A 19,088-nucleotide genomic window follows, 5' to 3' on the forward strand; every position below is an offset into this window, starting at 1 on the left:
ATCATTGCTCCTGAAATGGCCTGCCGCGTCATTCCGCCGCCATGGCGGTCGGCGCTGCGTAAAGCTTGGGTTTCGGTATCATGTTGACGGGTTCGAGGCCGCCGCTGGTCACGGCTCTGAGTGCTGCATCGGCGACCAGCGTGGCCGCGTAACCATCCCAGGTGGAAGGACCGCCGGCCGTGCCTTTGGAGGCGGCGACGATCCATTCACGGAATTCCTGGTCGTAAGCCTCGATGAAGCGCTCGCGCCAATCCTCGGGGATCGCTTGACGGATGCCGCTCGCGTCCGAGATCACGGTCGCCGGGCGGTTCGGAAGGGCGGCAACGCCCGCCTCACAGCTGATCTCGCCGCGGATGTCGTAGCCATAGGCGATGTTCACCGAGATCTCGACGTCAACCAGTGCGCCTGAGGCCATGTGCAGGAGAACGAACACCGGATCGCGCAACGCGCCGCCGCGCGTGGAGCGGCGCGGCACACGCACCTCCACTCCGGTGACTTCATCCGACAGGAGCCAGCGGGAAATGTCTGCGTCATGCACCAGCGTGTCGTTCAGCGGCATCTCCGAGGTGTAGAGCCCTTCGGGAACGGAAGCGTTGCGATGCACGGAATGGAAGAGCAGCGGCGCTCCAAGTTTGCCGCCGTCGATGACCGCCTTCAGGCGGCGGTAATCGGCATCGAAACGACGCATGAAGCCTACCTGTACCAGCCGCCGGCCGAAGGCCGCTTCCGCCTCCATGACGCGGAGTGCGGCCGCCTCGGAGGTCACCAGCGGCTTTTCGCAGAAGACCGGCTTGCCGGCGGCAATAGAGGCGAGCAGCTGTTCCTCATGGGCCGGCCCCCAGGAGCAGATGATCACGGCCTGCACTTTTTTTGAGGAGATCAGCGCCGATGGGGTGGTGAATACCTCCGCTCCCGCGGGGGCGGCAGCGGCGGCGCGTGCCTGGTCGATATCGGTGACACCGACGATTTCGACTCCGGAAACGACGTTCGTCAGGCGGCGGATATGATCCTGACCGATCATGCCGGTGCCGATGACGCCAACCTGAAGGGTCATTTCGCCCCCCAGTGCTTATCGATGTAGCGCTGCATTTCCGCGCGCATGAAGGTGCCGCTCTGATCTGCCTTGTCCTCCCAGGCGAAGACGCAGGCGGTCATGATGCCGTCGAAGCCGATCTCGCCGAGCGTGCCGAAGAACTCGTCCCACGGAACCTCGCCCTGACCGATATTGAGGTGCTGGTGCACCCGGGCCTTGGTTCCGGGCGGGTTGAGGATATAACGAAGGCCGGACGAGGCTTTGTGGTTGAAGGTGTCGCCGACATGGACATGCGCCAGCACATCCTTCGCCTCGCGCAGCATCGCCTTGGTATCGTCGCCGAAATAGAAGGTGTGCGGCGCGCAATAGAGAAACTTGACGCTCTTCGAATTGACCGTGCGGATGATGTCGAGCGCCGGCTGCAGCGTCTCGCACCAGTCTTCCGGATGCGGTTCGACATTGAGCTGAATGCCCTCGCGCTCGAAGATCGGCACCAGCTCCTCCATCGAGCGCCACCAGGCATCTTCGCAGGCCTCGATCATCGAGCCGGTGTGACAGCAGTAGCAGGATCCCTTGTCAGGATGCGGGCCGCGGCCGAACTCGGAATTCATCGTGTCGACTTCCAGCTCGACCGCGATCTCGATGGCGCGCTTCCAGTGCTTTATGGCGGCCTGGCGTTCGGTCTCGTCGTTGGAGGCCCAGCGATACATCGGCAGCAGCGAGGCGATGCCAACATCCGCTGCTTTCAGGGCCTTCTGGAAACTTCTGATCCGCTCGGGAAAGACACGCGGCGCCTTGAACCATTCGAGGAAATCGCCGCGGGGCGAGAGTTCGATCCAGTCGTAGCCGAGTTCCTTGACCTTCCCCGGCAGTTCCTCAAGCGAGAGGTGCCGGTGCATGAACGGGTCGATTGCGATTTTCATTTTGACCTCCGGATTCCAGACATGAATTTCCTTCCCCGGCGGCGGTCAGTTCTGCCGCTGCCGGACGTCGTGTGTTTGCGCTGTGTCGTTTGTGGTGCCGTCAGCGGTTATTCGGCCGGCGGCGAATGGCTCTCATGACTTGCGATGTATGTATCGATCTGGGCCTCGAGATCCGCCATGGTTTCCCCGCCGGCCATCAAATCGGTGATTTCCTCGCGGGTTTTTTCGCCCCGGCGGAAATCGGCGGCGATCGCCCCGCGGATGAGAACGGCAAAGTGGTCGCCCACCGCCATCGCATGCATGACCTGGTGGGTGATGAAGACCACCGCCAGGCCCCGCCGCTTCGCCTCGTTGACGATCCGCAGCACGTGTGCCGCCTGTTTCACGCCGAGAGCGGCGGTCGGTTCGTCAAGGATCAGCACGCGCGCGCCGAAATGCACGGCCCGGGCGATGGCGAGCGACTGGCGTTCGCCGCCCGATAGCCCGCCGACAAGGCGGTCGCCATCGTCGATCCGGGTGATGCCGAAATCCTGGACGGCCTTGACGGCAATCTCATTGGCCCTCCTGCGGTCGTAGACCTTGAAAGGGCCCCAACCTTTGGTCGGCTCGACGCCGACGAAGAAGGAGCGGCCGATCGACATCAGCGGAAATGTGCCGCCGAATTGGTGCACCGCCGAGATGCCCTTTTCCTGCGCATCGCGCGGCCCGCTGAATTCGACCGGACGGCCGTCCATCAGGATGGTGCCGCGCGTCGGCTTGTGGACGCCGGCAAGCGTCTTGATCAGCGTCGATTTGCCGGCGCCGTTGTCACCGAGCAGACAGAGCACCTCGCCGGCGCGGACCTTGAGCGAGATATCGTACAGCACGTCGATCGGGCCGAAGCTCTTGTCGACATTCTGGAGTTCAAAAATTGGAACATTGTCGGACATGGTTGACGCTCACTTGTTTTTCTTCGGCACGAAGCTCAACGCCATTTGCCGGAACGTGTTGTTCATCAGAACGGCGGCCATCAGCATCACCCCGATGATCAGGTTGGACCAATTGCGGTCGATGTCAGTGAAGTAGATGCCCTGGCTGACGACGGCGAAGGTCAGCGCGCCGAGAAAGATCCCGGCGACCGAACCGAAGCCGCCGGTGAGCAGCACGCCGCCCACCACGATCGAGACGACGGTGTTGAAGATGTAGTTCATGCCGCCCGAGACCTGCGCGGAATTGAACAGGATGGCGCCGCACATTCCGACGAAGGAGGCAGCCGTGCTCGACAGTATGAAGAGGACGATCCGCAGCCGGTCGGTCGGAATGCCTGCATTGCGCGCGCTGACCTCGTCTCCGCCCATGGCGACGATCCAGTTGCCATAGCGGGTCGCGTGCAGCACGAAACCAAAGACCACGGTCAGCGCCAGCCACCACAGAATGATCACCTGGAATTTGCCGTGGATGAGGTCTCCGAACACCATCTTGGCCCAGCCAGGCGCATTGAGCGGAACGGAAGCCGCCCCGGTCAGGATGACGGATCCCGCCAGCACGAGCCCCTGCACCGCCACCAGCGTGCCGAGGGTGATGATCAGCGAGGGCACGCTGGTGCGCACCGCCAGCAAACCGTTGACCAGCCCAACGGCGACGCCGATGGCGAGCACGCCCAGCATGCCGATGACGATCGGCAGCTCGTAATAGCCCGAGAGGATGGCGATCGTCATCGAGCCCGCCGGGATCATCGCGCCGATCGAGATATCGAGCTCGCCTGCTATCATCAGAAGGCCGACAGGCAGGGCGACGATACCGAGATTGGCGGCGAAATTGATCCAGCTGGCCGCGCCGAAGAGCGCGCCGAGGCTGGCGCCGCCGAAGGCGACATAGAAAGCGATCACCGCCACGAAGCTCAACACGGCGCCAAATTCCGGGCGGCGTACGAAGTGTCCAATGGAAAAGCCGTTCATCTACCCGCCCTCACTTCTTCTTTTTCGCGGCGTGGGACATCGCCATCAGCCGGAACTTGTCGTTCATCATCACGGCGAACAGCAGGAGCGCGCCGATGATGACACTGCCGAGGTTCGGGTCTATGCCGGTGAAATAAATGCCCTGATTGACGATCGCGAAAGTGAGCGTGCCGAAGACGATGCCCACCACCGATCCGGCGCCGCCGGTCAGCAGCACGCCGCCGATGACCACGCACATGATCGAATTGAAGATGAAGGATTGTCCGCCGAGCACCTGCGCGCTTTGATAGACAAGCACCTGGCTGACGCCGACGAAGGCGGCGGAAAAGCCCGACAGCATATAGAGGGCGATGGTCAGTTTTTCCGTCGGAATGCCGGCGTTGCGGGCCGAGACCTTGTCGCCGCCGAGAGCAAAGATCCAGTTGCCGACGGGCGAGACGTGCAGAAGGCAGAAGAACGCCGCCGCAAACAGAATCCACCAGAAGATCGTTACCTGGAACATGCCGCCGATGAAATCGCCGAGGATCGCTTTGACGGCCGGGCTTGGCACCAGCGATACGCCGGTGCTGCCGGCGATCAGCACGGTGAAGCCGAGCGTCAGCCCCATGACGGCGAACATCGAACCGATGGTGACGATCAAGGACGGGACGCGGGTGCGGTTGACGAGATAACCATTGAAAAGTCCGACGAGGAGCCCGACGCCGAGGCCGGCGGAAATCCCGACGATTTCGGGAAGGCCATAATGGCCTGAAATGATCGCCACCGTCAGCGATGATGCCGGGATCACCGCGCCGATCGAGAGGTCCATTTCGCCTGATATCATCAGCAGCCCGATCGGCAGCGCGACAATGCCGATCTCGGCCGCGACGTTGAGCCAGCTTGCATAGCCCGCAGCGGACAGGAAGACCTTGCCGCCCAGCAGGGCGAAGAAGACGAACACCGCAATCAGGCCCAGCAGCGACCCCGCCTCGGGGCGCCGGGAAAGCTGACCGATGGTCGCTTTGGCATGGCCGCCCGAGGGAACCGACGGGGCGAGGACATCGTTTCTCGCGTTCATTTGATTCCACCAATAAAGTCGCGTGACCCGTAGCGGTCGGCGCTTTGAAAGAATGGAAGCTGCCCGCGTGAGGGGCAGGCAGCTTCACCACGTTCGGCCGATCCCTTACCGGGCGCCGGCCTTCACGCCTGCCAAGGTGGCGTCGACGTTGGACGCGTCGATGACGCCGGGCCCGGTCAGAATCTCCCGGGTCGGGACGGTGAGCCCGTAATTGACGTTGCCGTTCAGGATCGAAACGGCCAGGTAGCCCTGCAGGTAACCCTGCTGGTCGATGGCGCAAAGCTGGCTGCCGCTCTTGATGTTGTTCAGGACGGTTTCATCCATGTTCATGCCGCAGACCTTCACTTGTCCGGCTTTGCCGGCCTGCGTGACGCCGTTGACCGCCGAATTGGTATCGACATTGCCGATCGCGAAGACGGCCTTGATTTCCGGATGCTGCAGAAGATGCGCCTTCAGCGCCTGCGCGACGGCGGTCGCCGAACCGAATGACGTTGCGGGCAGAGGCAGCGACGAACCGGTGCCGCCCCCTTCGGTCACGCCGTCGGTCATGCCTTTGCAGAAAGCTTCGATGTTTGCCGCACCTGGAAGCGTGTTGAGGCAGACGGCGTTCTTAAGGTCATGCTTGGCGAAGTAGCTGCCCGCAGCCTTGCCGGAGAGATAGTCGTTGGAGCCGACATAGTTCATCGCACCGAGGCGATCGGCTGCTTCGATGCCGCCGGCATTATAGATGACCAGCGGAATTTTTTTGTCGACGACCGCTTTGAAGGCAGGGTCCATCGCTTCCGGCACCCAGTCCGGGCCGACGATCGCATCGGCGCCCTGGTCGATGGCCTGGCGGATCAGCTCGGCCGCGTCGACACCGAGATTGTCGTAGTTTTGCGGCCCGAGCCAGACGACCTTGCCGCCCTGCGCTTCGGCGACCTTGCCGGCATCCTCGGCGCCCCGCTTGACGATCGACCAGAACGGATCGTCCGGCTTACCGCCCACGACGAAAATGTTGGCGGCCATGACGGCCGTGGCAGCGCAGGTCATGATGGCGGCAATCGATACGGTTGCCGCGAGGCGGCGCAACTTAATCATTTCTATCTCCTCCCTTGGCCCGCCTCCCTGGCGTGACCGTGAAGAGAAACATATCACTGCTTGAAATTCCAGAAATGTGGAATCATACTAAACATTCATAAAATATCACGAAGTATCAATCATAATGATACGAACGCTCTGACGATGGAGGAGAATAATCATGCGGCGGCCGACCATCTCCGACCTTGCCAAGGAGGCCGATGTCTCCATCGCGACCGTCAATCGGATTCTGGCCGGCACCGCCTCCGTCAAAGGTACGACCGTGCAGCGCGTCCAGGCCGCCGCCGAGCGGATCGGCTTTTACGGCGCCGGGGCAATCGAGGACCGGCTGCGCAAGTCGGTGCCGAAATACCGGCTTGGCTTTCTGCTGCAGCAATCCAGCCGCGAGCTCTACCAGCTCTTCGGCAAGAAGATCGTCGAGGCATGCCGCGCGAGGCGTGACGAGGTGATCGACCCGGTGGTCGATTTTGTGGATCTCCTGACGCCGGAGAATATTGCCGGCCGGCTCAAGGCGCTCGGTGCAAACTGCGACGCCGTCGCCGTGGTCGCCGCCGATCACCCGGTGATCGCCCAGGCCATCCGCGAGCTGCACGAGAAGGGAAAGCCGGTCATCGCCTATATTACCGACCAATCCGCCCGGGAACGGGCCGCTTATGTCGGCGCCGACAATTGGAAAATGGGGCGGACGGCTGCATGGCTGATCTCGAACATGACCCACGGACCGGGGCGGATTGCCGTCTTCATCGGCAACCACCGTTACCAGTGTCAGGACGTCTCCGATGCGAGCTTCCGCTCCTATGTGCGCGAACATGCGCCGCATCTGACCATCGAGGACAGCCGTCCCACGCATGAGGAGCCGAACGAGGCCTATCGGATGGTCAAGGAATTGCTGGCGACGACGGATGACCTCACCGGCATCCTGATTGTCGGCGGCGGCATCTCCGGGGTCTTGCGGGCGCTGAGGGAAGTGCCGCAGGAGCGGCGCCGAAGCATCCGCCTCGTCTGCCGGGACATCGGCCCGGAGACGCGAAAGGGCCTGTCAGAGGGGATGATTACCGCGGCTCTCTGTCATCCGCTGGAACAGACGTCCACGGCGCTGGTCGAGACGATGATTGAAACGATCACGCAGGGTGCCTCGGGCGGCACGATTCAGCGGACCATTACCTTTGAAATCGTGACGCCTGAGAATATCTGAGCCCACGACCGGAAAGCCGGCGCGGGCTGAGAATTGAGAATAAGGCGATCTCTACCTTCTTAGATGTCGACGACAAGGCCCTTGGCTTTCAGCACCGGCGCCAGATTGCTGACCTCGATGACCGATTTGCCCGCCTTGTAGGCGGCGATGTAACCGGCTTCGGCATCTTCGCGAGCCTGCGAAAGCCTGGCGGCTTCCTGCGCTTCCTGCCTGCGCACGACCACCAGGCCGTCGGCATCGCCGACGATGATGTCGCCGGGATTGATGGTTTCGCCGCCCACGATGATCGGGTCGTTCACCGCCGCAATGGTTTCCTTTACCGTGCCCTTGATGCAGACGCTGAGCGAAAAGACCGGGAAACCGAGTTCCCGCAGCTGCAGCGTGTCGCGCACGCCGGTATCGGTCACGAGACCGCCGATGCCCTTGGCAAGGCAGGCATTGGCAAGCACGTCGCCGAAGGAGCCGGCCTCTTCGTATTCGCCGGCGGAGACGACGATGATGTCGCCGGGCTTTGCATAGTTGATGGCGAGCTGCAGCATGATGTTGTCGCGCGGCGCGCATTTGACCGTGAATGCCGGGCCGCACAGTTTCATGCGGCAGTCGACGGGCTTGAGGCGGGAGGAAAGTGCGCCGCGGCGCCCCTGGGCTTCGTGGATGGTCGCCGGCGAAAATTTCGAAACGGCCTCGATGTCAGCTTTGCTGGGCCGTTCAGCGATGTCTTTTATATGAATCATGGGTGCCTCACATCGTTGGTAGACGGCGGGCAAATCCCGCCGTCTTGTCTCGGTTGAATGTCTTCGGGAGGTTCCGAGACCGGTCGGTCTACGGGATCGGGTCGAATTTCAGCTGCGCGAGCGGCACGACTTTGTCGGTGCGGGTCATCTTGTACTCGGTGTTCGGACCGAGCCACTTGTCCCAGATCTTGTTGATTTCACCGGACTCGTCGAGCTTGTGCAGGATCTCGTTGATCTTGGCGGTCAGCGCCGGCTGATCCTTGGCCATGCCGATGCCGATCGGCTGGTAGAGCATCGGCTCCTCGATCATCCGCATTTCCTTGCCCTTGCTCTTCGATTCATTGACGAACTTGGTCGTCGTCATGGTGTTGGCCACCATGCCGCGCGCCTTGCCCTGCTGAACGGCGAGATAGGCCGAGGCGGTATCCTGGAAGGTCAGCGGCTCGGACTTGTTGAGCTTGATCGACATTTCCGAGGTCGAGCCCTTGGTCGAGGCGATGCGCTGGCCGGCGTAATCGGCCTTCGACTTGCCGGCATCGTCGGCCGGCACGATCAGCATTTCCTTGGCGAGATAATAGGGATCGCTGAACTGGATCTGCTCGGCGCGGCTCAGCGTATAGGCAAGGTTGGCAACGGTGATGTCGACGCGGCCGAGCTTGACTTCGGGTACGCGCGCTTCGACCGAAACCGGCTTGATCTCGGCCTTGACGCCGAGTTCCTTGGCGATGGCGCCGCACAGATCAACGTCGAAACCGGCCATCTCACGGGTCTTCGGATCGGGCGAGGCAAAGGGCGGAACGTCGGCGAACGTCGCGCAACGCAGCGTTTTCGCCGACATGATGGTGTCGAGCTGATCGGCCTTTGCGGGCATAGCGGCCGCCATGCCGGCAACTGCGACGGTGAGGCTCAGGTATTTCCAGTTCATTGCTGTTCTCCTTTGTTTTTGATCGTTGGTATCAGTGCCTGAGATCAGCGAGGAAACGCTGAGCCCGGGGATGGCGCGGATTGCTGAAGAAGTCTTCGGGGGTCGCCGTTTCGATGATCTGGCCGGCATCGATGAACCAGATCCGGTCCGCGACCTCGCGCGCGAAACCCATTTCGTGGGTGACGCAGAGCATGGTCATGCCTTCGGCGGCCAAGCTCTTCATGACGGCCAGCACTTCGCCGACCATTTCCGGATCGAGCGCGCTCGTCGGCTCATCGAACAGCATCACCGGCGGTTCCATCGCAAGCGCACGGGCGATCGCCACCCGCTGCTGCTGGCCACCCGACAGCTGGCCGGGATAGGCGCGGGCCTTGTCGGCAAGCCCGACCCGGTCGAGAAGCTTGAGCGCTTTCTCGTGGGCGACATCGGGCGCCACGCCCTTCACCCGGATCGGCGACATCGACACGTTTTCGGCGACCGAAAGATGCGGAAACAGGTTGAAGTTCTGGAAGACGAAGCCGATCCGGCTGCGCATCGCGTTGAGTTCCCGCGCCCGCATCGAGGCGTGAATATTTTGCCCGTCGAGCGTGATCGCCCCGCTGTTGATCTCTTCGAGGCGATTGATCGTGCGGATCAGCGTCGATTTTCCAGAGCCAGACGGTCCGCAGATGACCACGACCTCGCCGCGCGCCACCTCAGCGTCGATATCCTTCAGAACCGGATAGTCGCCATAGCTCTTGCAGACCTGCGAAAGCCGGATCGTCTGCGATTCCTGCGTTGAAACGGACATGGTCATAGCTGCTCCGATACGATTTTCGACGGTGCGGCCAGGGCGGCGGCGGGGACATTGAGAAGTCCCGCACGCCGCCGGGTGATGCGCCGCTCGAGGCGATTGGCGAAGTAGGTCAGCGTCCAGCAGATGGCGAAGTAGACGATGGCCAGGATGAGGAAGACCTGGAAGGGCTGAGTGAGGAGCTGGTTGTTGACCTGGCTTGCCGCAAAGGTCAGATCGGGCACGTTGATCACGTAACCCAGCGTGGTATCCTTGATCGTCGAGACGAAGGTGGAAAGGATGCTCGGGATCATATTGTAGAGCGCTTGCGGCAGGATGATGTAGCGCATCGCGCCGATATAGCTGTGGCCGAGCGCACGTGCCGCATCCATCTGGCCGGACCCAAGGGCGACGATGCCGGCGCGGACGACTTCGCTAAGGAAGGCGCTCTGATAGACCACCAGCGTCGTCAGCATGGTGACGAAGCTCGGCACGTCGGCGCCTGTCAGCAGCGGCACCAGGAAATAGCTCCACAGGATGAGCATCAAGAGCGGCACGCCGCGGGTGAAATAGACAAGGGCCGTGACCGGCCAGCGCAGCACCCGCGACTTGGAAAGCCGGGCCAATGCGAAAAGAATGCTCGCCGGAAAAGCGAGGGTGATGCTGAGCGCCGACAGGATCAGCGTATTGGCGAGCCCGCCGAGCGGCCCGTTCGGATATTGGCCGATCAAGAGCAGCAGCCAGTAGTCGCGGACGATGGCGATCATGTCCTGGATCATGCGCGCGCACTCCTGGCAGGATCCGCGCGCATCGACAGATAGGCGCCGATGCTCATGATCACGAGCGAGAAAACGAGGTAGAGAACCGTGCCGATCAGGTAGATCTCGAAGGTACGGAAGCTGAGGTTTTCGATTTCCTTGACCGCATGGGTCAGTTCCGACGCGCCGATGACGACGGCGAGACTGCTGTTCTTGAACAGCGAGACGCTGTGATTGATAAGTGGCGGCAGCGCGTTGCGCACGCCCTGCGGCATGATGACGAAACGCATCGCCGAGACGTAACCGTGGCCGAGCGCGCGGGCCGCCTCCATCTGGCCGGGACCGACCGAGCGCACGCCGGAACGAAGGTCCTCGCTGAAATAGGCTGCCTGGCAGAGGCCGAGCCCGATCACCGCGAAAATCGCCTCGGCATTATGGCTGGCGAGCCATGTCGCTACCCCGTTCGGCATCAGGGTGAAGATCCCGAAATACCACAGCATCAGCTGGACCAGGGTGGGGACGTTGCGGTGGTAGGATACGTAAGCGGCGACCAACGGATCGCCGAAGCGAAAGGGCGACAGGCGTATACCGAGCAGCAGCAGGGCGAGCGCCATCGCCAGCGACCAGGACCCGGCATAGATGATGAAGGTCATCTCGATGCCGTGCAGCAGCATCGCCGCATATTCGGGATTTCCGAGGATTGCCGAAAGGTCGAAGCCGCTCACGAGCCTGGCTCCCCGGATGGATCCGTCTTCGGTTGCGGCCTTGCGGTCTGCAGGCCGCCCATGACCTGCAGCGTCGGCGTGATCTCCATATGTCCGATGTTGACGGCGACGGGAGCCGATATGGCGAAGGCGATCGCATCGGCGATATCGGTTGCCTGCGGCAGCTCGAAGCCATCGATGAACCGCTCCCGGATGCTGGGATCATCGCCGTGGACGTGATTGAAAATATCCGTGGCGACCCGGCCGGGGCAGATTTCGGTCACCCTCACCCGCTTGCCGAAAGCGTCGATGCGCAGCTGGTTCGACAGCATGCTCACGCCGGCCTTGGTGGCGTGATAGGAGGAGTTGCCGCCGAAATTATACGCGCCGGCGATCGACGAGATGTTGATGACGTGGCCGCGGTCGCGCGCCACCATGCCCGGCACGATGAGGCGGCAGATGTGCAGAACCGCGCGGAGATTGACGTCGACGAGGAGATCGATATCGCCCTCGTCGGCTTCCAGGAACTTCTTCGGACGGTCGACGCCGGCATTGTTGACGAGAATGTCGAACTCCACCCGGCCCGCGAGCGCGGCGATCGCCGGCCGATCGGTCACATCGATGGCATGGGCGATACAGCCCGTACGTTCGGCCAGCTGCTGCAGAGCTTCAGCGCTGCGGGCAACGGCATGGACCTCGATATTCTCCCGGCGAAGCCGCTCAACCACGGCTGCGCCGATCCCGGAGGAGGCGCCGGTCACCAGGGCGGTCTTGTAGTCGGAGAATGGCATTGTCGTTCCCTTGTTGTTGATTGAGACAGTAGCGAAGCTTTAACCCCTTGCCTAAGACCGATTATCTCTGGAGCAATAAGCAACGGTTATGGAGCCGGCGCGGTCTGCCGAAGAAGAGAAAGCGGCGATGCCGGTATTCTCTCGCGTCCTCGCGTCAGGCCGCGCCGCGTTGCAAAAGCAATGCGCCTCTGCAAACATGCCGTCCTGAGATCAGAATGGTACCCCGATCCCCATGGACATCAGACGCCTCAAATCTTTCATCGTGATCGTCGACAGCGGCAGCATCACACGAGCGGCGGATCTCTTGCATATCGCCCAGCCGGCGCTCAGCCAGCAGCTTGCGGCGCTGGAAGAGCATTTCGGCCACAAGCTGCTGATCCGCAGCCAGCAGGGCGTCAGCATGACCGATGCCGGACACGCGGTCTATCGCCATGCGCAGATCATCCTTCGGCAGATGGAGCAGGCCCAGGCCGATGCGTCCGCCGCCGGCAATTCGCTTGCCGGGCGCGTCTCGGTCGGCCTCGTCCCGTTCAGCAGTGCTGCGACGCTCTCCGTCGATCTGTTGGCGGAAACCCGGAAGCGGCATCCCGGTATTCTGCTGCACCTGACCGAAAGTGTCGGCCAGACCTACAGCCAGATGATCATGAACGGCCGGCTGGAGATGGCGCTTCTGCATGGAACCGGACCGATCAAAGGCGTGCGTTTCGAACCGATCCTCAGCGAAGCGTTTTTTCTGGTCGCCCATCGCGACTTTGCCATCGAAGCGGATACGAAACCCGTTGCGGTCAACGCTCTCGACGGCATACCGCTGCTTCTGCCGCCGGCCTATAATTTCGTCCGGCGTGCGGTCGATACCGCCTTCACCCGCACACGCACCAATTTGAAGGTCGTGGCGGAGGTCGAGATCGTGCGCACGCTCGCCCGCGCGGTCGGCAGCGGCCTCGGCGCGACGATCATGCCGAAGGCGATTGCCGATCGCATCGTCTCGGAATCGAGCGAGCCGCTGATCTGCCGGCTCGTCTCACCGCGGATCGAAGAAACCCTGTCGCTTTGCGTTTCCGACCAGAATCCCCTGTCGGAACCGGCCCTTGCTGTCCGCGACATCCTTCTCGAATTGACGGCGCGGCTGAAGGGTTAAAAGCGGTCAGCGCATCTCCTTGCAGAACTGGGCGATACGCGCGCAGCCTTCGCCGAGTTTTTCCATGCTCGTCGCATAGGAGATACGGAAGAAGGGGCTCATTCCGTAAGCCGCGCCTTGCACGGTCGCGACATGATGCTCCTCAACCAGGCCCATGACGAAATCGACGTCGGTCTCGATCTTTCGCCCGCCCCTGCTGGTCTTGCCGATCAGCCCCGATATGTTGGGATAGATATAGAAGGCGCCTTCAGGCCGATGGCAGCGCAGGCCCTCCACCTCCGACAATTTGTCGAGGACGAAATCGCGGCGCGTCTTGTAGATCGCTGCCCGCTCCCTCAGCAGGTCCTGGGGCCCGTCCAGCGCTGCGGTCGCTGCGGCCTGGGTGAGCGTCGCGATGCCGCCGCCATTCTGGCCGTTGACGTTGCTGATAGCCGAGATCATCTCTTTCGATCCGGCGCAGAAACCGAGCCGCCAGCCGGTCATCGCGTAGGCCTTGGAGACGCCGTTCATCGTCAGGACGCGATCGTACAATCTCGGCTCGACTTCCGCGATCGTGCAGAACTGGAAGTCGTCATAGACCAGATGTTCATAGATATCGTCGGTCATGATCCAGACGTTTGGGTGGCGCAGCATGACATCGGCAATGGCGGCCATCTCCGCCCTGGAGCAGGCTGCCCCCGTCGGATTGTTCGGGAAATTCAGGAAGAGCCATTTGGTGCGCGGCGTGATCGCCGCCTCCAAATCCTCCGGGCGCAGCTTGAAGCCGGTCTGCTCGCGGCAGGGCACGGCGACCGGCACGCCGCCGGCGAATTTGACGATGTCGGCATAGCTGACCCAGGAGGGTGTGGGGATGACGACCTCGTCGCCCGGATTGCAGGTCGCCAGCATGGCGTTGAAGATCACCTGCTTGCCGCCGCCCGAGACGACGATCTGGCTGGCATCATAGTCGAGATTGTTGTCGCGCTTGAACTTCCGGATGATGGCGGATTTGAGCGCCGGCGTGCCGTCCATCGGCGGATATTTCGTATCGCCGGCAAGTGCAGCCGCATGGGCCGCCTCGATCGCGTGTGCCGGGGTGGGGAAATCCGGCTCACCGGAGGAGAGGCTGACCACCTTGATCCCTTTGGCGGCCAATTCCCGGGCGCGCTGGGTCATGGCGGCGGATGCTGAAATGGAGACGTTTTTCAGGCGGTCGGCGATGACGGACATGAGCATGGTCTTTCGATGAGGGATTGGATAAAGACCGCCCCCAGGCGATCGGGATTGCGTTATTCGGCGAGTTCGGTGGCAGGTGCGAGGGTGGCGCCGGTGGCTTCGATCTCACCACGCACGATGCCGGCAAGCTCGAGGGCGCCCGGCGTATCGCTGTGGACGAGGATCGAGCGCGCCGGCATGGCGATCACGCCGCCGTCGATTGTCTCGACGCTGCTGTCGAGGAGGAATTTCCGCACACGGGCGCGCACGGCGGCTTCGTCCTTGATGACGGCGCCCGGCAGCCCGCGCGCAACAAGCTTGCCGCCGGCGTCATAGGCCCGGTCCGCGAGGAAAAGTGCCAGCGTTTTCAGGCGCGCGCGTTTCGCCGCCTGCTCGATCTCGCTGCCTGACGTGACGAAGACGACGAGATCGGCGTCGACGGTGACGATCGCATCCATCATCAAATCGGCAAGGACAGGGTCGCGGTTGACCATATTGCCCATGGCCGCATGAAAGCTGATATGGGAGACGGTGACCCGCTCGGCTCTGGCGATCGCCATCAGCGCACCGAGCTGATAGAGCATCTGCTGGCGCAGCTCGTCCGCCTGGAAGGACATTTCGCGCCGGCCGAAGCCCAGCCGGTCGGGCAGGCCGGGATGGGCGCCGATGCCGACGCCGTTCAGCTTTGCCAGCCGCACCATGCGCCCCATTGTATCGGGGTCGCCGCCGTGGAAACCGCAGGCGATATTGGCCGAGGAGACGATTTTCATCATCGCTTCGTCGTCGCAGAGCCGGTAGGGACCAAATCCTTCGCCCATGTCGGAATTCAGATCGATCTTCATCAGTTCGTCCTTTCACTTCGCTTAGGCCATCGCCTTCAGGGCACGCTTGACCATCCCGGATGTCAGCCTGACATCCTCGATATAGCGGGTGACGGCCTGTTCGATCGCGCGCGCTTCCGCATGCGTCGAGCGGACGAATTTCAGGCGGGCGCCGATGCGAGCCTGCCCGAGCCGCCAGAGGTCGCATTCGATCACGCCGGCGATTTTCGGATAACCGCCGGCCGTATTCGCATCGCTCATCTGCACGATCGGTTCGCCGCCTGGCGGAACCTGGATGACGCCGGGCACGACGCCATGGGAGCGCATCTCGATGGCGGCGGTCGGCGTGATCGGCTCACCGGAGAGGCGGTAGCCCGTGCGGTCGCTGCGCGAGGAAATCCGCCAGGTCTGGCTCCAGAAGGCTTCGCCGTCTCCGGCGAAAAGACCATGCTCGCCGGCAGGCAGGGCGCGGATCGGCAGCACGCCATCGACGGGCGCCGGGAAGACCTCACGCAGTGCCACGGCCGGCTCGATGACGGCGAGGCCCGGCAGCATGGCAATCTCCAAGTCCTCGCCGACCGCGATCCGATCGCCCTTCGCCAGCGGCCGGCCGGCATTACCGCCGAAGCCGCCGCGCAGCGACGTGCTTCGCGACCCCATGACGACGGGAATGTCCAGCCCGCCCCCGACCGAAATATAGGCGCGCGCCAGCCGCGGGGGCTGCTTCAATTCGAGAACCTGTCCGGGCTCTGCCACATAGGCGCACCAGGGAATGAGTTCCGATCCATTAAGGTGAGGATTGCCGTCTGTACCGGTCACGGTAAAGACGGTGCGGCTCTCGAAACGCAGGCTGAACGGGAAGGTCTGCACCTCGATAACCGCGGCATTCTCGTCATTGCCGACGAGAATATTACCGATCTTGACCGCAAGCGGATCCATCGCGCCGCTCGCCGACACGCCGATATCACGATAGCCGGGGCGTCCCAGATCCTGCACCGTGTTGAAGGGCCCGGTTTCCAAGATCTCGATCATAGCTCGATCCTCGCCGGCAGGAACCGCACCGTGTCTCCGGGCGCCATCATGGCAGGGTTCGGCGCGGTCGGATCGAACATCTCAAGCGTCGCGAAGCCGATGGAATTCCAGCCATTGGGGCCGGTCAGCATGGCGACGCCGGTTTGCATGCCGCCGATGGTCACGCAGCCCTTCGACATCTTCAGCGACGGCACGGTCTTTCGCGGCATGTAGATGCGCGGATCGAGGCCATGCAGATAACCGAAACCCGGCGCGCTGCCCAAGGCGAAGACACGATACGTGGCTTCATGATGGATGCGGACGACCTCGTGATCGCTCAAGCCGGAGAGATCGCAAAGGGCCGGAAGATCGGTCGCATGTTCGCCGCCGTAATGGACGGGGACCTCAATGGTCTTGCCGTTGAGATCGATGCTCTGCGCATTCTCCCATGCCTCCAGCAGCCGGCCGACCACCGCATCGGGATCTTCGGGCGTCTCCTTGAAGATCACCAACAGATTGGTCATCCCGGGAATATTTTCGGCAAGGTCATCCCAACCCCTCACCGTCCGGGACAGCGCCCAGATCCGCCGCTGCGCGATGAGATTGAAATCGCCTGGCGCCTCCAGCAGGAAGGATCTAGCGCCGATCGAGGAAACGCGCGCCCGGCTTCGGGTGGCCGGAACGATTTCGCGTTGCGAGGCATGTCTGTTCGTGGTGGCGATCATGATGGCAGCTCGATTTCGAACAGAGGGTCACCGAAGCCGACCAGGGCGCCGGGCTCGGCGAGCAGTCTGGTCAAGGCACCGGAATGGCCGGCGCGAAGGGGAAGCAGTACATGCCCTACCCTGATGAAGCCGAGGATATCGGCATCGGATACGAAGCGCGGCAGAGTTTGGGGCGTGACAGCGGCGGCCGGATGTTCGGCGCAGAAATGCCCCGCCAGCGGTGCCTTCACGACGACAGTTGCAGAGTTCGAAGCGCGGGGTGTGGCTGCCGGCACGCTGATGCGGGCGCCGCCCTCCCCTGAAACGACGATGCGAATCTGCCCATCCGGCCGGGAGATTTCGAGGCCCGCCACGCCGGCGGCCGTCAGCGCGTCGGTGAGGAATGCAATGGTGGCGGGATCGCTGAAGTCGATGACGCTCATGCTGCCGCCCTCCGCAGCTTCAGCCAGTGCTCGAGATAGTGGATATCGGTCTCGCCGCGCGCGAATGCGTGGTCCTCGAACAGGGCGCGCAGAAAGGGGATATTGGTGGCGATGCCCTCGATCTCGATGCCGGCAAGCGCCTCGCACATTCTGGCCATCGCTTTCGCCCGCGTCGGCGCGTGGACGATCAGCTTGGCGATCAACGAGTCGTAATAGGGCGAGACCCTGTAGCCGGGATGGATATGCGTATCGACCCGGATGCCCGGCCCCTGCGGCAAAGTCAGATGAGTGACGACGCCGGCCGACGGCAGGAAAGTGTCGGGATCCTCGGCGTTGATGCGGCATTCGAAAGAGTGGCCTTCGCAGGTGACCTCGCACTGGGCGAGATCCAGAACATCACCTTGGGCCGCTCTTATCTGCGCCTGGACGATATCGACCCCGCTCGTCAATTCGGTGACGGGATGTTCGACCTGCAGCCGCGTATTCATCTCGATGAAATAGAAAGCGCCGTCCTCATAGAGGAATTCGAAGGTGCCGACGCCGCGGTAGCCGATCTGGCGGCAGGCCTGGACGCAGGCCATGCCGACTGGCCGGATGATTTCAGGCGCGATCCCGGGCGCCGGCGCCTCCTCCACCACTTTTTGATGGCGGCGCTGCATCGAGCAATCGCGATGTCCAAGCCACACGGCATTGCCGTGATCGTCGCAAAGAACCTGGATCTCGATATGGCGCGGATGCTCCAGGAATTTCTCCATGTAGAGGGCGGGCGAGCCGAAGGCCTTGCGCGCCTCTTCCCGGGTCAGCGCGATCGCCTCATGCAGCTGATCGGCTTTCGGCACGACGCGCATCCCGCGTCCGCCGCCGCCGCCGGACGCCTTGACGATGACGGGATAGCCTATCTCCAGCGCGATGCGCTCGATTGCGGCCGGGTCGTCGGGCAGCGCGCTGTCGGGACCGGGAACGCAGGGAACGCCGGCCACCACCATCGCCCGCTTCGCCGCGATCTTGTCGCCCATGGTCGCGATCGACGAAGCGGTCGGCCCGATGAAAGTCAGCCCGGCCTTTTCGATGGCGTCGGCGAATGCGGCATTCTCAGACAGAAAACCGTAACCGGGATGGATGGCGCCCGCCCCCGTCAGGCGTGCGGCGAGAAGAATGGCATCCTGATTGAGATAACTCCTGCCCGCAGCCGACGGGCCGATGCAGAGAAAATGGTCTGCCGTTTTGATGTATGGCGCTTGCCTGTCCGCTTCGGAGCAGATGGCCACCGTCTTCAGGCCGAGTTCGCGGCAGGCGCGCTGAATCCGGGCGGCGATCTCGCCGCGATTGGCGATAAGGACGGTGTCGAAGCCGCGTCCCGAGGCAGCGGATTGTTTCGGCGTTTCCGGCATCAGGCGATCTCCGCCAGCAGGTCGCCGGTCTCGACCTCGCCATTGTCGATGTCGGTCAGGTGCGCGATGCGCCCGGACCGTGGCGCGGCGATCGTGTTGAAGACCTTCATTGCCTCGATGATGAATAGGGTCTGCCCCTCCTCCACCGCGTCGCCGATCGTGACGAACGGCGGCTCGCCGGGCGCCGGGGCCCGGTGCAGAACGCCAAAGACGGGCGCTTTCACCGCATGGGAGGTTTCCTCGACCCTCGACGGCGCATCGGAGACAAGGCCTATCGTCGAACCCGGCTCTCTCGGGGGCTTGGCGACAGCGGCCTCTCCCGGCGACGTGCGGAAAATCCGAACGGTCACATCCTTTTCCGTCACGGTCAGCTCGGTAATGTTCGATCGTCCGACAAAGTCGATCAGCGTCTTGATCTTCGAGAGGTCCATGTGTGTGCTCGGAATTTCAAATTCCGCCGGGCAGACCTGAGGTTCG

General features: G+C 62.7%; 21 protein-coding genes. 2 read left to right on the top strand and 19 right to left on the bottom strand.

Annotated features, from left to right (window positions below; translation table 11 throughout):
- Nucleotides 1-28 precede the first annotated feature (28 nt).
- From AMC88_RS23090 to AMC88_RS23115, 6 genes are all read right to left on the bottom strand, one after another.
- Entirely contained in the window at nucleotides 29-1,054 is a 1,026-nt protein-coding gene (locus AMC88_RS23090; RefSeq protein ID WP_016737011.1) for a Gfo/Idh/MocA family oxidoreductase, read from the bottom strand.
- Nucleotides 1,051-1,956, bottom strand: a complete 906-nt coding sequence (locus AMC88_RS23095) for a sugar phosphate isomerase/epimerase family protein (RefSeq protein WP_064826060.1) — start codon at nucleotides 1,954-1,956, stop codon at nucleotides 1,051-1,053. The genes AMC88_RS23090 and AMC88_RS23095 overlap by 4 nt, the downstream gene beginning before the upstream one ends.
- A gap of 107 nt (nucleotides 1,957-2,063) precedes the next feature.
- The gene (locus AMC88_RS23100) at nucleotides 2,064-2,885 is read right to left on the bottom strand and encodes an ATP-binding cassette domain-containing protein (protein ID WP_064826061.1); all 822 of its coding nucleotides are present in this window, start codon (nucleotides 2,883-2,885) and stop codon (nucleotides 2,064-2,066) included.
- 9 nt (nucleotides 2,886-2,894) lie between these two features.
- A complete protein-coding gene (locus AMC88_RS23105) occupies nucleotides 2,895-3,893 on the bottom strand; it encodes an ABC transporter permease (protein ID WP_064826062.1) in 999 nt (332 codons plus the stop codon).
- 10 nt (nucleotides 3,894-3,903) lie between these two features.
- Entirely contained in the window at nucleotides 3,904-4,950 is a 1,047-nt protein-coding gene (locus AMC88_RS23110; RefSeq protein WP_016737007.1) for an ABC transporter permease, read from the bottom strand.
- Between the two features lie 105 nt (nucleotides 4,951-5,055).
- Entirely contained in the window at nucleotides 5,056-6,030 is a 975-nt protein-coding gene (locus AMC88_RS23115; RefSeq protein ID WP_016737006.1) for a sugar ABC transporter substrate-binding protein, read from the bottom strand.
- A 160-nt stretch (nucleotides 6,031-6,190) separates the two neighbouring features.
- Between AMC88_RS23115 and AMC88_RS23120 the strand changes: the two genes are divergently transcribed.
- A complete protein-coding gene (locus AMC88_RS23120) occupies nucleotides 6,191-7,225 on the top strand; it encodes a LacI family DNA-binding transcriptional regulator (RefSeq protein ID WP_016737005.1) in 1,035 nt (344 codons plus the stop codon).
- A gap of 59 nt (nucleotides 7,226-7,284) precedes the next feature.
- On the opposite strand, the gene AMC88_RS23125 is transcribed toward AMC88_RS23120, so the two are convergent.
- The 6 genes from AMC88_RS23125 to AMC88_RS23150 form a co-directional block, all read right to left on the bottom strand.
- The gene (locus tag AMC88_RS23125) at nucleotides 7,285-7,959 is read right to left on the bottom strand and encodes a 4-carboxy-4-hydroxy-2-oxoadipate aldolase/oxaloacetate decarboxylase (RefSeq protein ID WP_064826063.1); all 675 of its coding nucleotides are present in this window, start codon (nucleotides 7,957-7,959) and stop codon (nucleotides 7,285-7,287) included.
- Nucleotides 7,960-8,047: 88 nt separating this feature from the next.
- Nucleotides 8,048-8,884 (bottom strand): ABC transporter substrate-binding protein, encoded by an 837-nt coding sequence (locus AMC88_RS23130; protein ID WP_016737003.1) that lies wholly within the window; start codon nucleotides 8,882-8,884, stop codon nucleotides 8,048-8,050.
- A gap of 31 nt (nucleotides 8,885-8,915) precedes the next feature.
- Nucleotides 8,916-9,680, bottom strand: coding sequence for an amino acid ABC transporter ATP-binding protein (locus AMC88_RS23135; protein WP_064826064.1), 765 nt, complete (start codon nucleotides 9,678-9,680; stop codon nucleotides 8,916-8,918).
- Nucleotides 9,677-10,435 (bottom strand): amino acid ABC transporter permease, encoded by a 759-nt coding sequence (locus AMC88_RS23140; RefSeq protein WP_064826065.1) that lies wholly within the window; start codon nucleotides 10,433-10,435, stop codon nucleotides 9,677-9,679. Before AMC88_RS23140 ends, AMC88_RS23135 begins: the two co-directional genes overlap by 4 nt.
- Nucleotides 10,432-11,139, bottom strand: a complete 708-nt coding sequence (locus AMC88_RS23145; protein ID WP_010021593.1) for an amino acid ABC transporter permease — start codon at nucleotides 11,137-11,139, stop codon at nucleotides 10,432-10,434. The genes AMC88_RS23140 and AMC88_RS23145 overlap by 4 nt, the downstream gene beginning before the upstream one ends.
- Complete coding sequence (locus AMC88_RS23150; protein ID WP_016736999.1) at nucleotides 11,136-11,909, bottom strand: SDR family oxidoreductase; 774 nt, start codon at nucleotides 11,907-11,909, stop codon at nucleotides 11,136-11,138. The genes AMC88_RS23145 and AMC88_RS23150 overlap by 4 nt, the downstream gene beginning before the upstream one ends.
- Nucleotides 11,910-12,141: 232 nt before the next feature.
- On the opposite strand from AMC88_RS23150, the gene nac reads away from it, so the two are divergent.
- Nucleotides 12,142-13,047 (top strand): nitrogen assimilation transcriptional regulator NAC, encoded by a 906-nt coding sequence (gene nac, locus AMC88_RS23155; RefSeq protein WP_016736998.1) that lies wholly within the window; start codon nucleotides 12,142-12,144, stop codon nucleotides 13,045-13,047.
- Between the two features lie 6 nt (nucleotides 13,048-13,053).
- Here the strand turns inward: nac and AMC88_RS23160 are convergent, their stop codons facing one another.
- The 7 genes from AMC88_RS23160 to AMC88_RS23190 are packed head-to-tail and all read right to left on the bottom strand — an operon-like array spanning nucleotide 13,054 to nucleotide 19,042.
- A complete protein-coding gene (locus AMC88_RS23160; RefSeq protein WP_064826103.1) occupies nucleotides 13,054-14,256 on the bottom strand; it encodes a pyridoxal phosphate-dependent aminotransferase in 1,203 nt (400 codons plus the stop codon).
- A 59-nt stretch (nucleotides 14,257-14,315) separates the two neighbouring features.
- Nucleotides 14,316-15,083 carry a 5-oxoprolinase subunit PxpA gene (locus AMC88_RS23165; protein ID WP_064826066.1) on the bottom strand — a complete coding sequence of 256 codons (768 nt, stop codon included), beginning with the start codon at nucleotides 15,081-15,083 and terminating at the stop codon, nucleotides 14,316-14,318.
- 21 nt (nucleotides 15,084-15,104) lie between these two features.
- Entirely contained in the window at nucleotides 15,105-16,094 is a 990-nt protein-coding gene (locus AMC88_RS23170) for a 5-oxoprolinase subunit C family protein (RefSeq protein ID WP_064826067.1), read from the bottom strand.
- Nucleotides 16,091-16,798 (bottom strand): 5-oxoprolinase subunit PxpB, encoded by a 708-nt coding sequence (gene pxpB / locus AMC88_RS23175; RefSeq protein WP_064826068.1) that lies wholly within the window; start codon nucleotides 16,796-16,798, stop codon nucleotides 16,091-16,093. Before pxpB ends, AMC88_RS23170 begins: the two co-directional genes overlap by 4 nt.
- Nucleotides 16,795-17,220: an acetyl-CoA carboxylase biotin carboxyl carrier protein gene (locus AMC88_RS23180; protein ID WP_016736993.1), complete on the bottom strand. Its 426-nt coding sequence runs from the start codon at nucleotides 17,218-17,220 to the stop codon at nucleotides 16,795-16,797. The genes pxpB and AMC88_RS23180 overlap by 4 nt, the downstream gene beginning before the upstream one ends.
- Nucleotides 17,217-18,611 carry an acetyl-CoA carboxylase biotin carboxylase subunit gene (gene accC / locus AMC88_RS23185; protein WP_064826069.1) on the bottom strand — a complete coding sequence of 465 codons (1,395 nt, stop codon included), beginning with the start codon at nucleotides 18,609-18,611 and terminating at the stop codon, nucleotides 17,217-17,219. Before accC ends, AMC88_RS23180 begins: the two co-directional genes overlap by 4 nt.
- Nucleotides 18,611-19,042, bottom strand: coding sequence for an acetyl-CoA carboxylase biotin carboxyl carrier protein (locus AMC88_RS23190; protein ID WP_064826070.1), 432 nt, complete (start codon nucleotides 19,040-19,042; stop codon nucleotides 18,611-18,613). The genes accC and AMC88_RS23190 overlap by 1 nt, the downstream gene beginning before the upstream one ends.
- Between the last annotated feature and the right edge of the window lie 46 nt (nucleotides 19,043-19,088).

It is taken from the genome of Rhizobium phaseoli (genome assembly GCF_001664385.1).
In the GTDB taxonomy this organism is placed as follows: Bacteria; Pseudomonadota; Alphaproteobacteria; order Rhizobiales; family Rhizobiaceae; genus Rhizobium; species Rhizobium phaseoli.

Bases quoted from the DNA above. Each gene is read 5' to 3' on its own strand.
- AMC88_RS23150 (WP_016736999.1), bottom strand. From the start codon at position 11,909: ATGCCATTCTCCGACTACAAGACCGCCCTGGTGACCGGCGCCTCCTCC.
- AMC88_RS23095 (WP_064826060.1), bottom strand. From the start codon at position 1,956: ATGAAAATCGCAATCGACCCGTTCATGCACCGGCACCTCTCGCTTGAG.
- AMC88_RS23100 (WP_064826061.1), bottom strand. From the start codon at position 2,885: ATGTCCGACAATGTTCCAATTTTTGAACTCCAGAATGTCGACAAGAGC.
- AMC88_RS23115 (WP_016737006.1), bottom strand. From the start codon at position 6,030: ATGATTAAGTTGCGCCGCCTCGCGGCAACCGTATCGATTGCCGCCATC.
- AMC88_RS23090 (WP_016737011.1), bottom strand. From the start codon at position 1,054: ATGACCCTTCAGGTTGGCGTCATCGGCACCGGCATGATCGGTCAGGAT.
- AMC88_RS23190 (WP_064826070.1), bottom strand. From the start codon at position 19,042: ATGGACCTCTCGAAGATCAAGACGCTGATCGACTTTGTCGGACGATCG.
- AMC88_RS23130 (WP_016737003.1), bottom strand. From the start codon at position 8,884: ATGAACTGGAAATACCTGAGCCTCACCGTCGCAGTTGCCGGCATGGCG.
- AMC88_RS23135 (WP_064826064.1), bottom strand. From the start codon at position 9,680: ATGACCATGTCCGTTTCAACGCAGGAATCGCAGACGATCCGGCTTTCG.
- accC (WP_064826069.1), bottom strand. From the start codon at position 18,611: ATGCCGGAAACGCCGAAACAATCCGCTGCCTCGGGACGCGGCTTCGAC.
- pxpB (WP_064826068.1), bottom strand. From the start codon at position 16,798: ATGATCGCCACCACGAACAGACATGCCTCGCAACGCGAAATCGTTCCG.
- AMC88_RS23170 (WP_064826067.1), bottom strand. From the start codon at position 16,094: ATGATCGAGATCTTGGAAACCGGGCCCTTCAACACGGTGCAGGATCTG.
- AMC88_RS23110 (WP_016737007.1), bottom strand. From the start codon at position 4,950: ATGAACGCGAGAAACGATGTCCTCGCCCCGTCGGTTCCCTCGGGCGGC.
- AMC88_RS23120 (WP_016737005.1), top strand. From the start codon at position 6,191: ATGCGGCGGCCGACCATCTCCGACCTTGCCAAGGAGGCCGATGTCTCC.
- AMC88_RS23180 (WP_016736993.1), bottom strand. From the start codon at position 17,220: ATGAGCGTCATCGACTTCAGCGATCCCGCCACCATTGCATTCCTCACC.
- AMC88_RS23140 (WP_064826065.1), bottom strand. From the start codon at position 10,435: ATGATCCAGGACATGATCGCCATCGTCCGCGACTACTGGCTGCTGCTC.
- AMC88_RS23125 (WP_064826063.1), bottom strand. From the start codon at position 7,959: ATGATTCATATAAAAGACATCGCTGAACGGCCCAGCAAAGCTGACATC.
- AMC88_RS23165 (WP_064826066.1), bottom strand. From the start codon at position 15,083: ATGAAGATCGATCTGAATTCCGACATGGGCGAAGGATTTGGTCCCTAC.
- AMC88_RS23160 (WP_064826103.1), bottom strand. From the start codon at position 14,256: ATGTCCGTCATCGCCGACCGCCTGAAAAACGTCTCCATTTCAGCATCC.
- AMC88_RS23105 (WP_064826062.1), bottom strand. From the start codon at position 3,893: ATGAACGGCTTTTCCATTGGACACTTCGTACGCCGCCCGGAATTTGGC.
- nac (WP_016736998.1), top strand. From the start codon at position 12,142: ATGGACATCAGACGCCTCAAATCTTTCATCGTGATCGTCGACAGCGGC.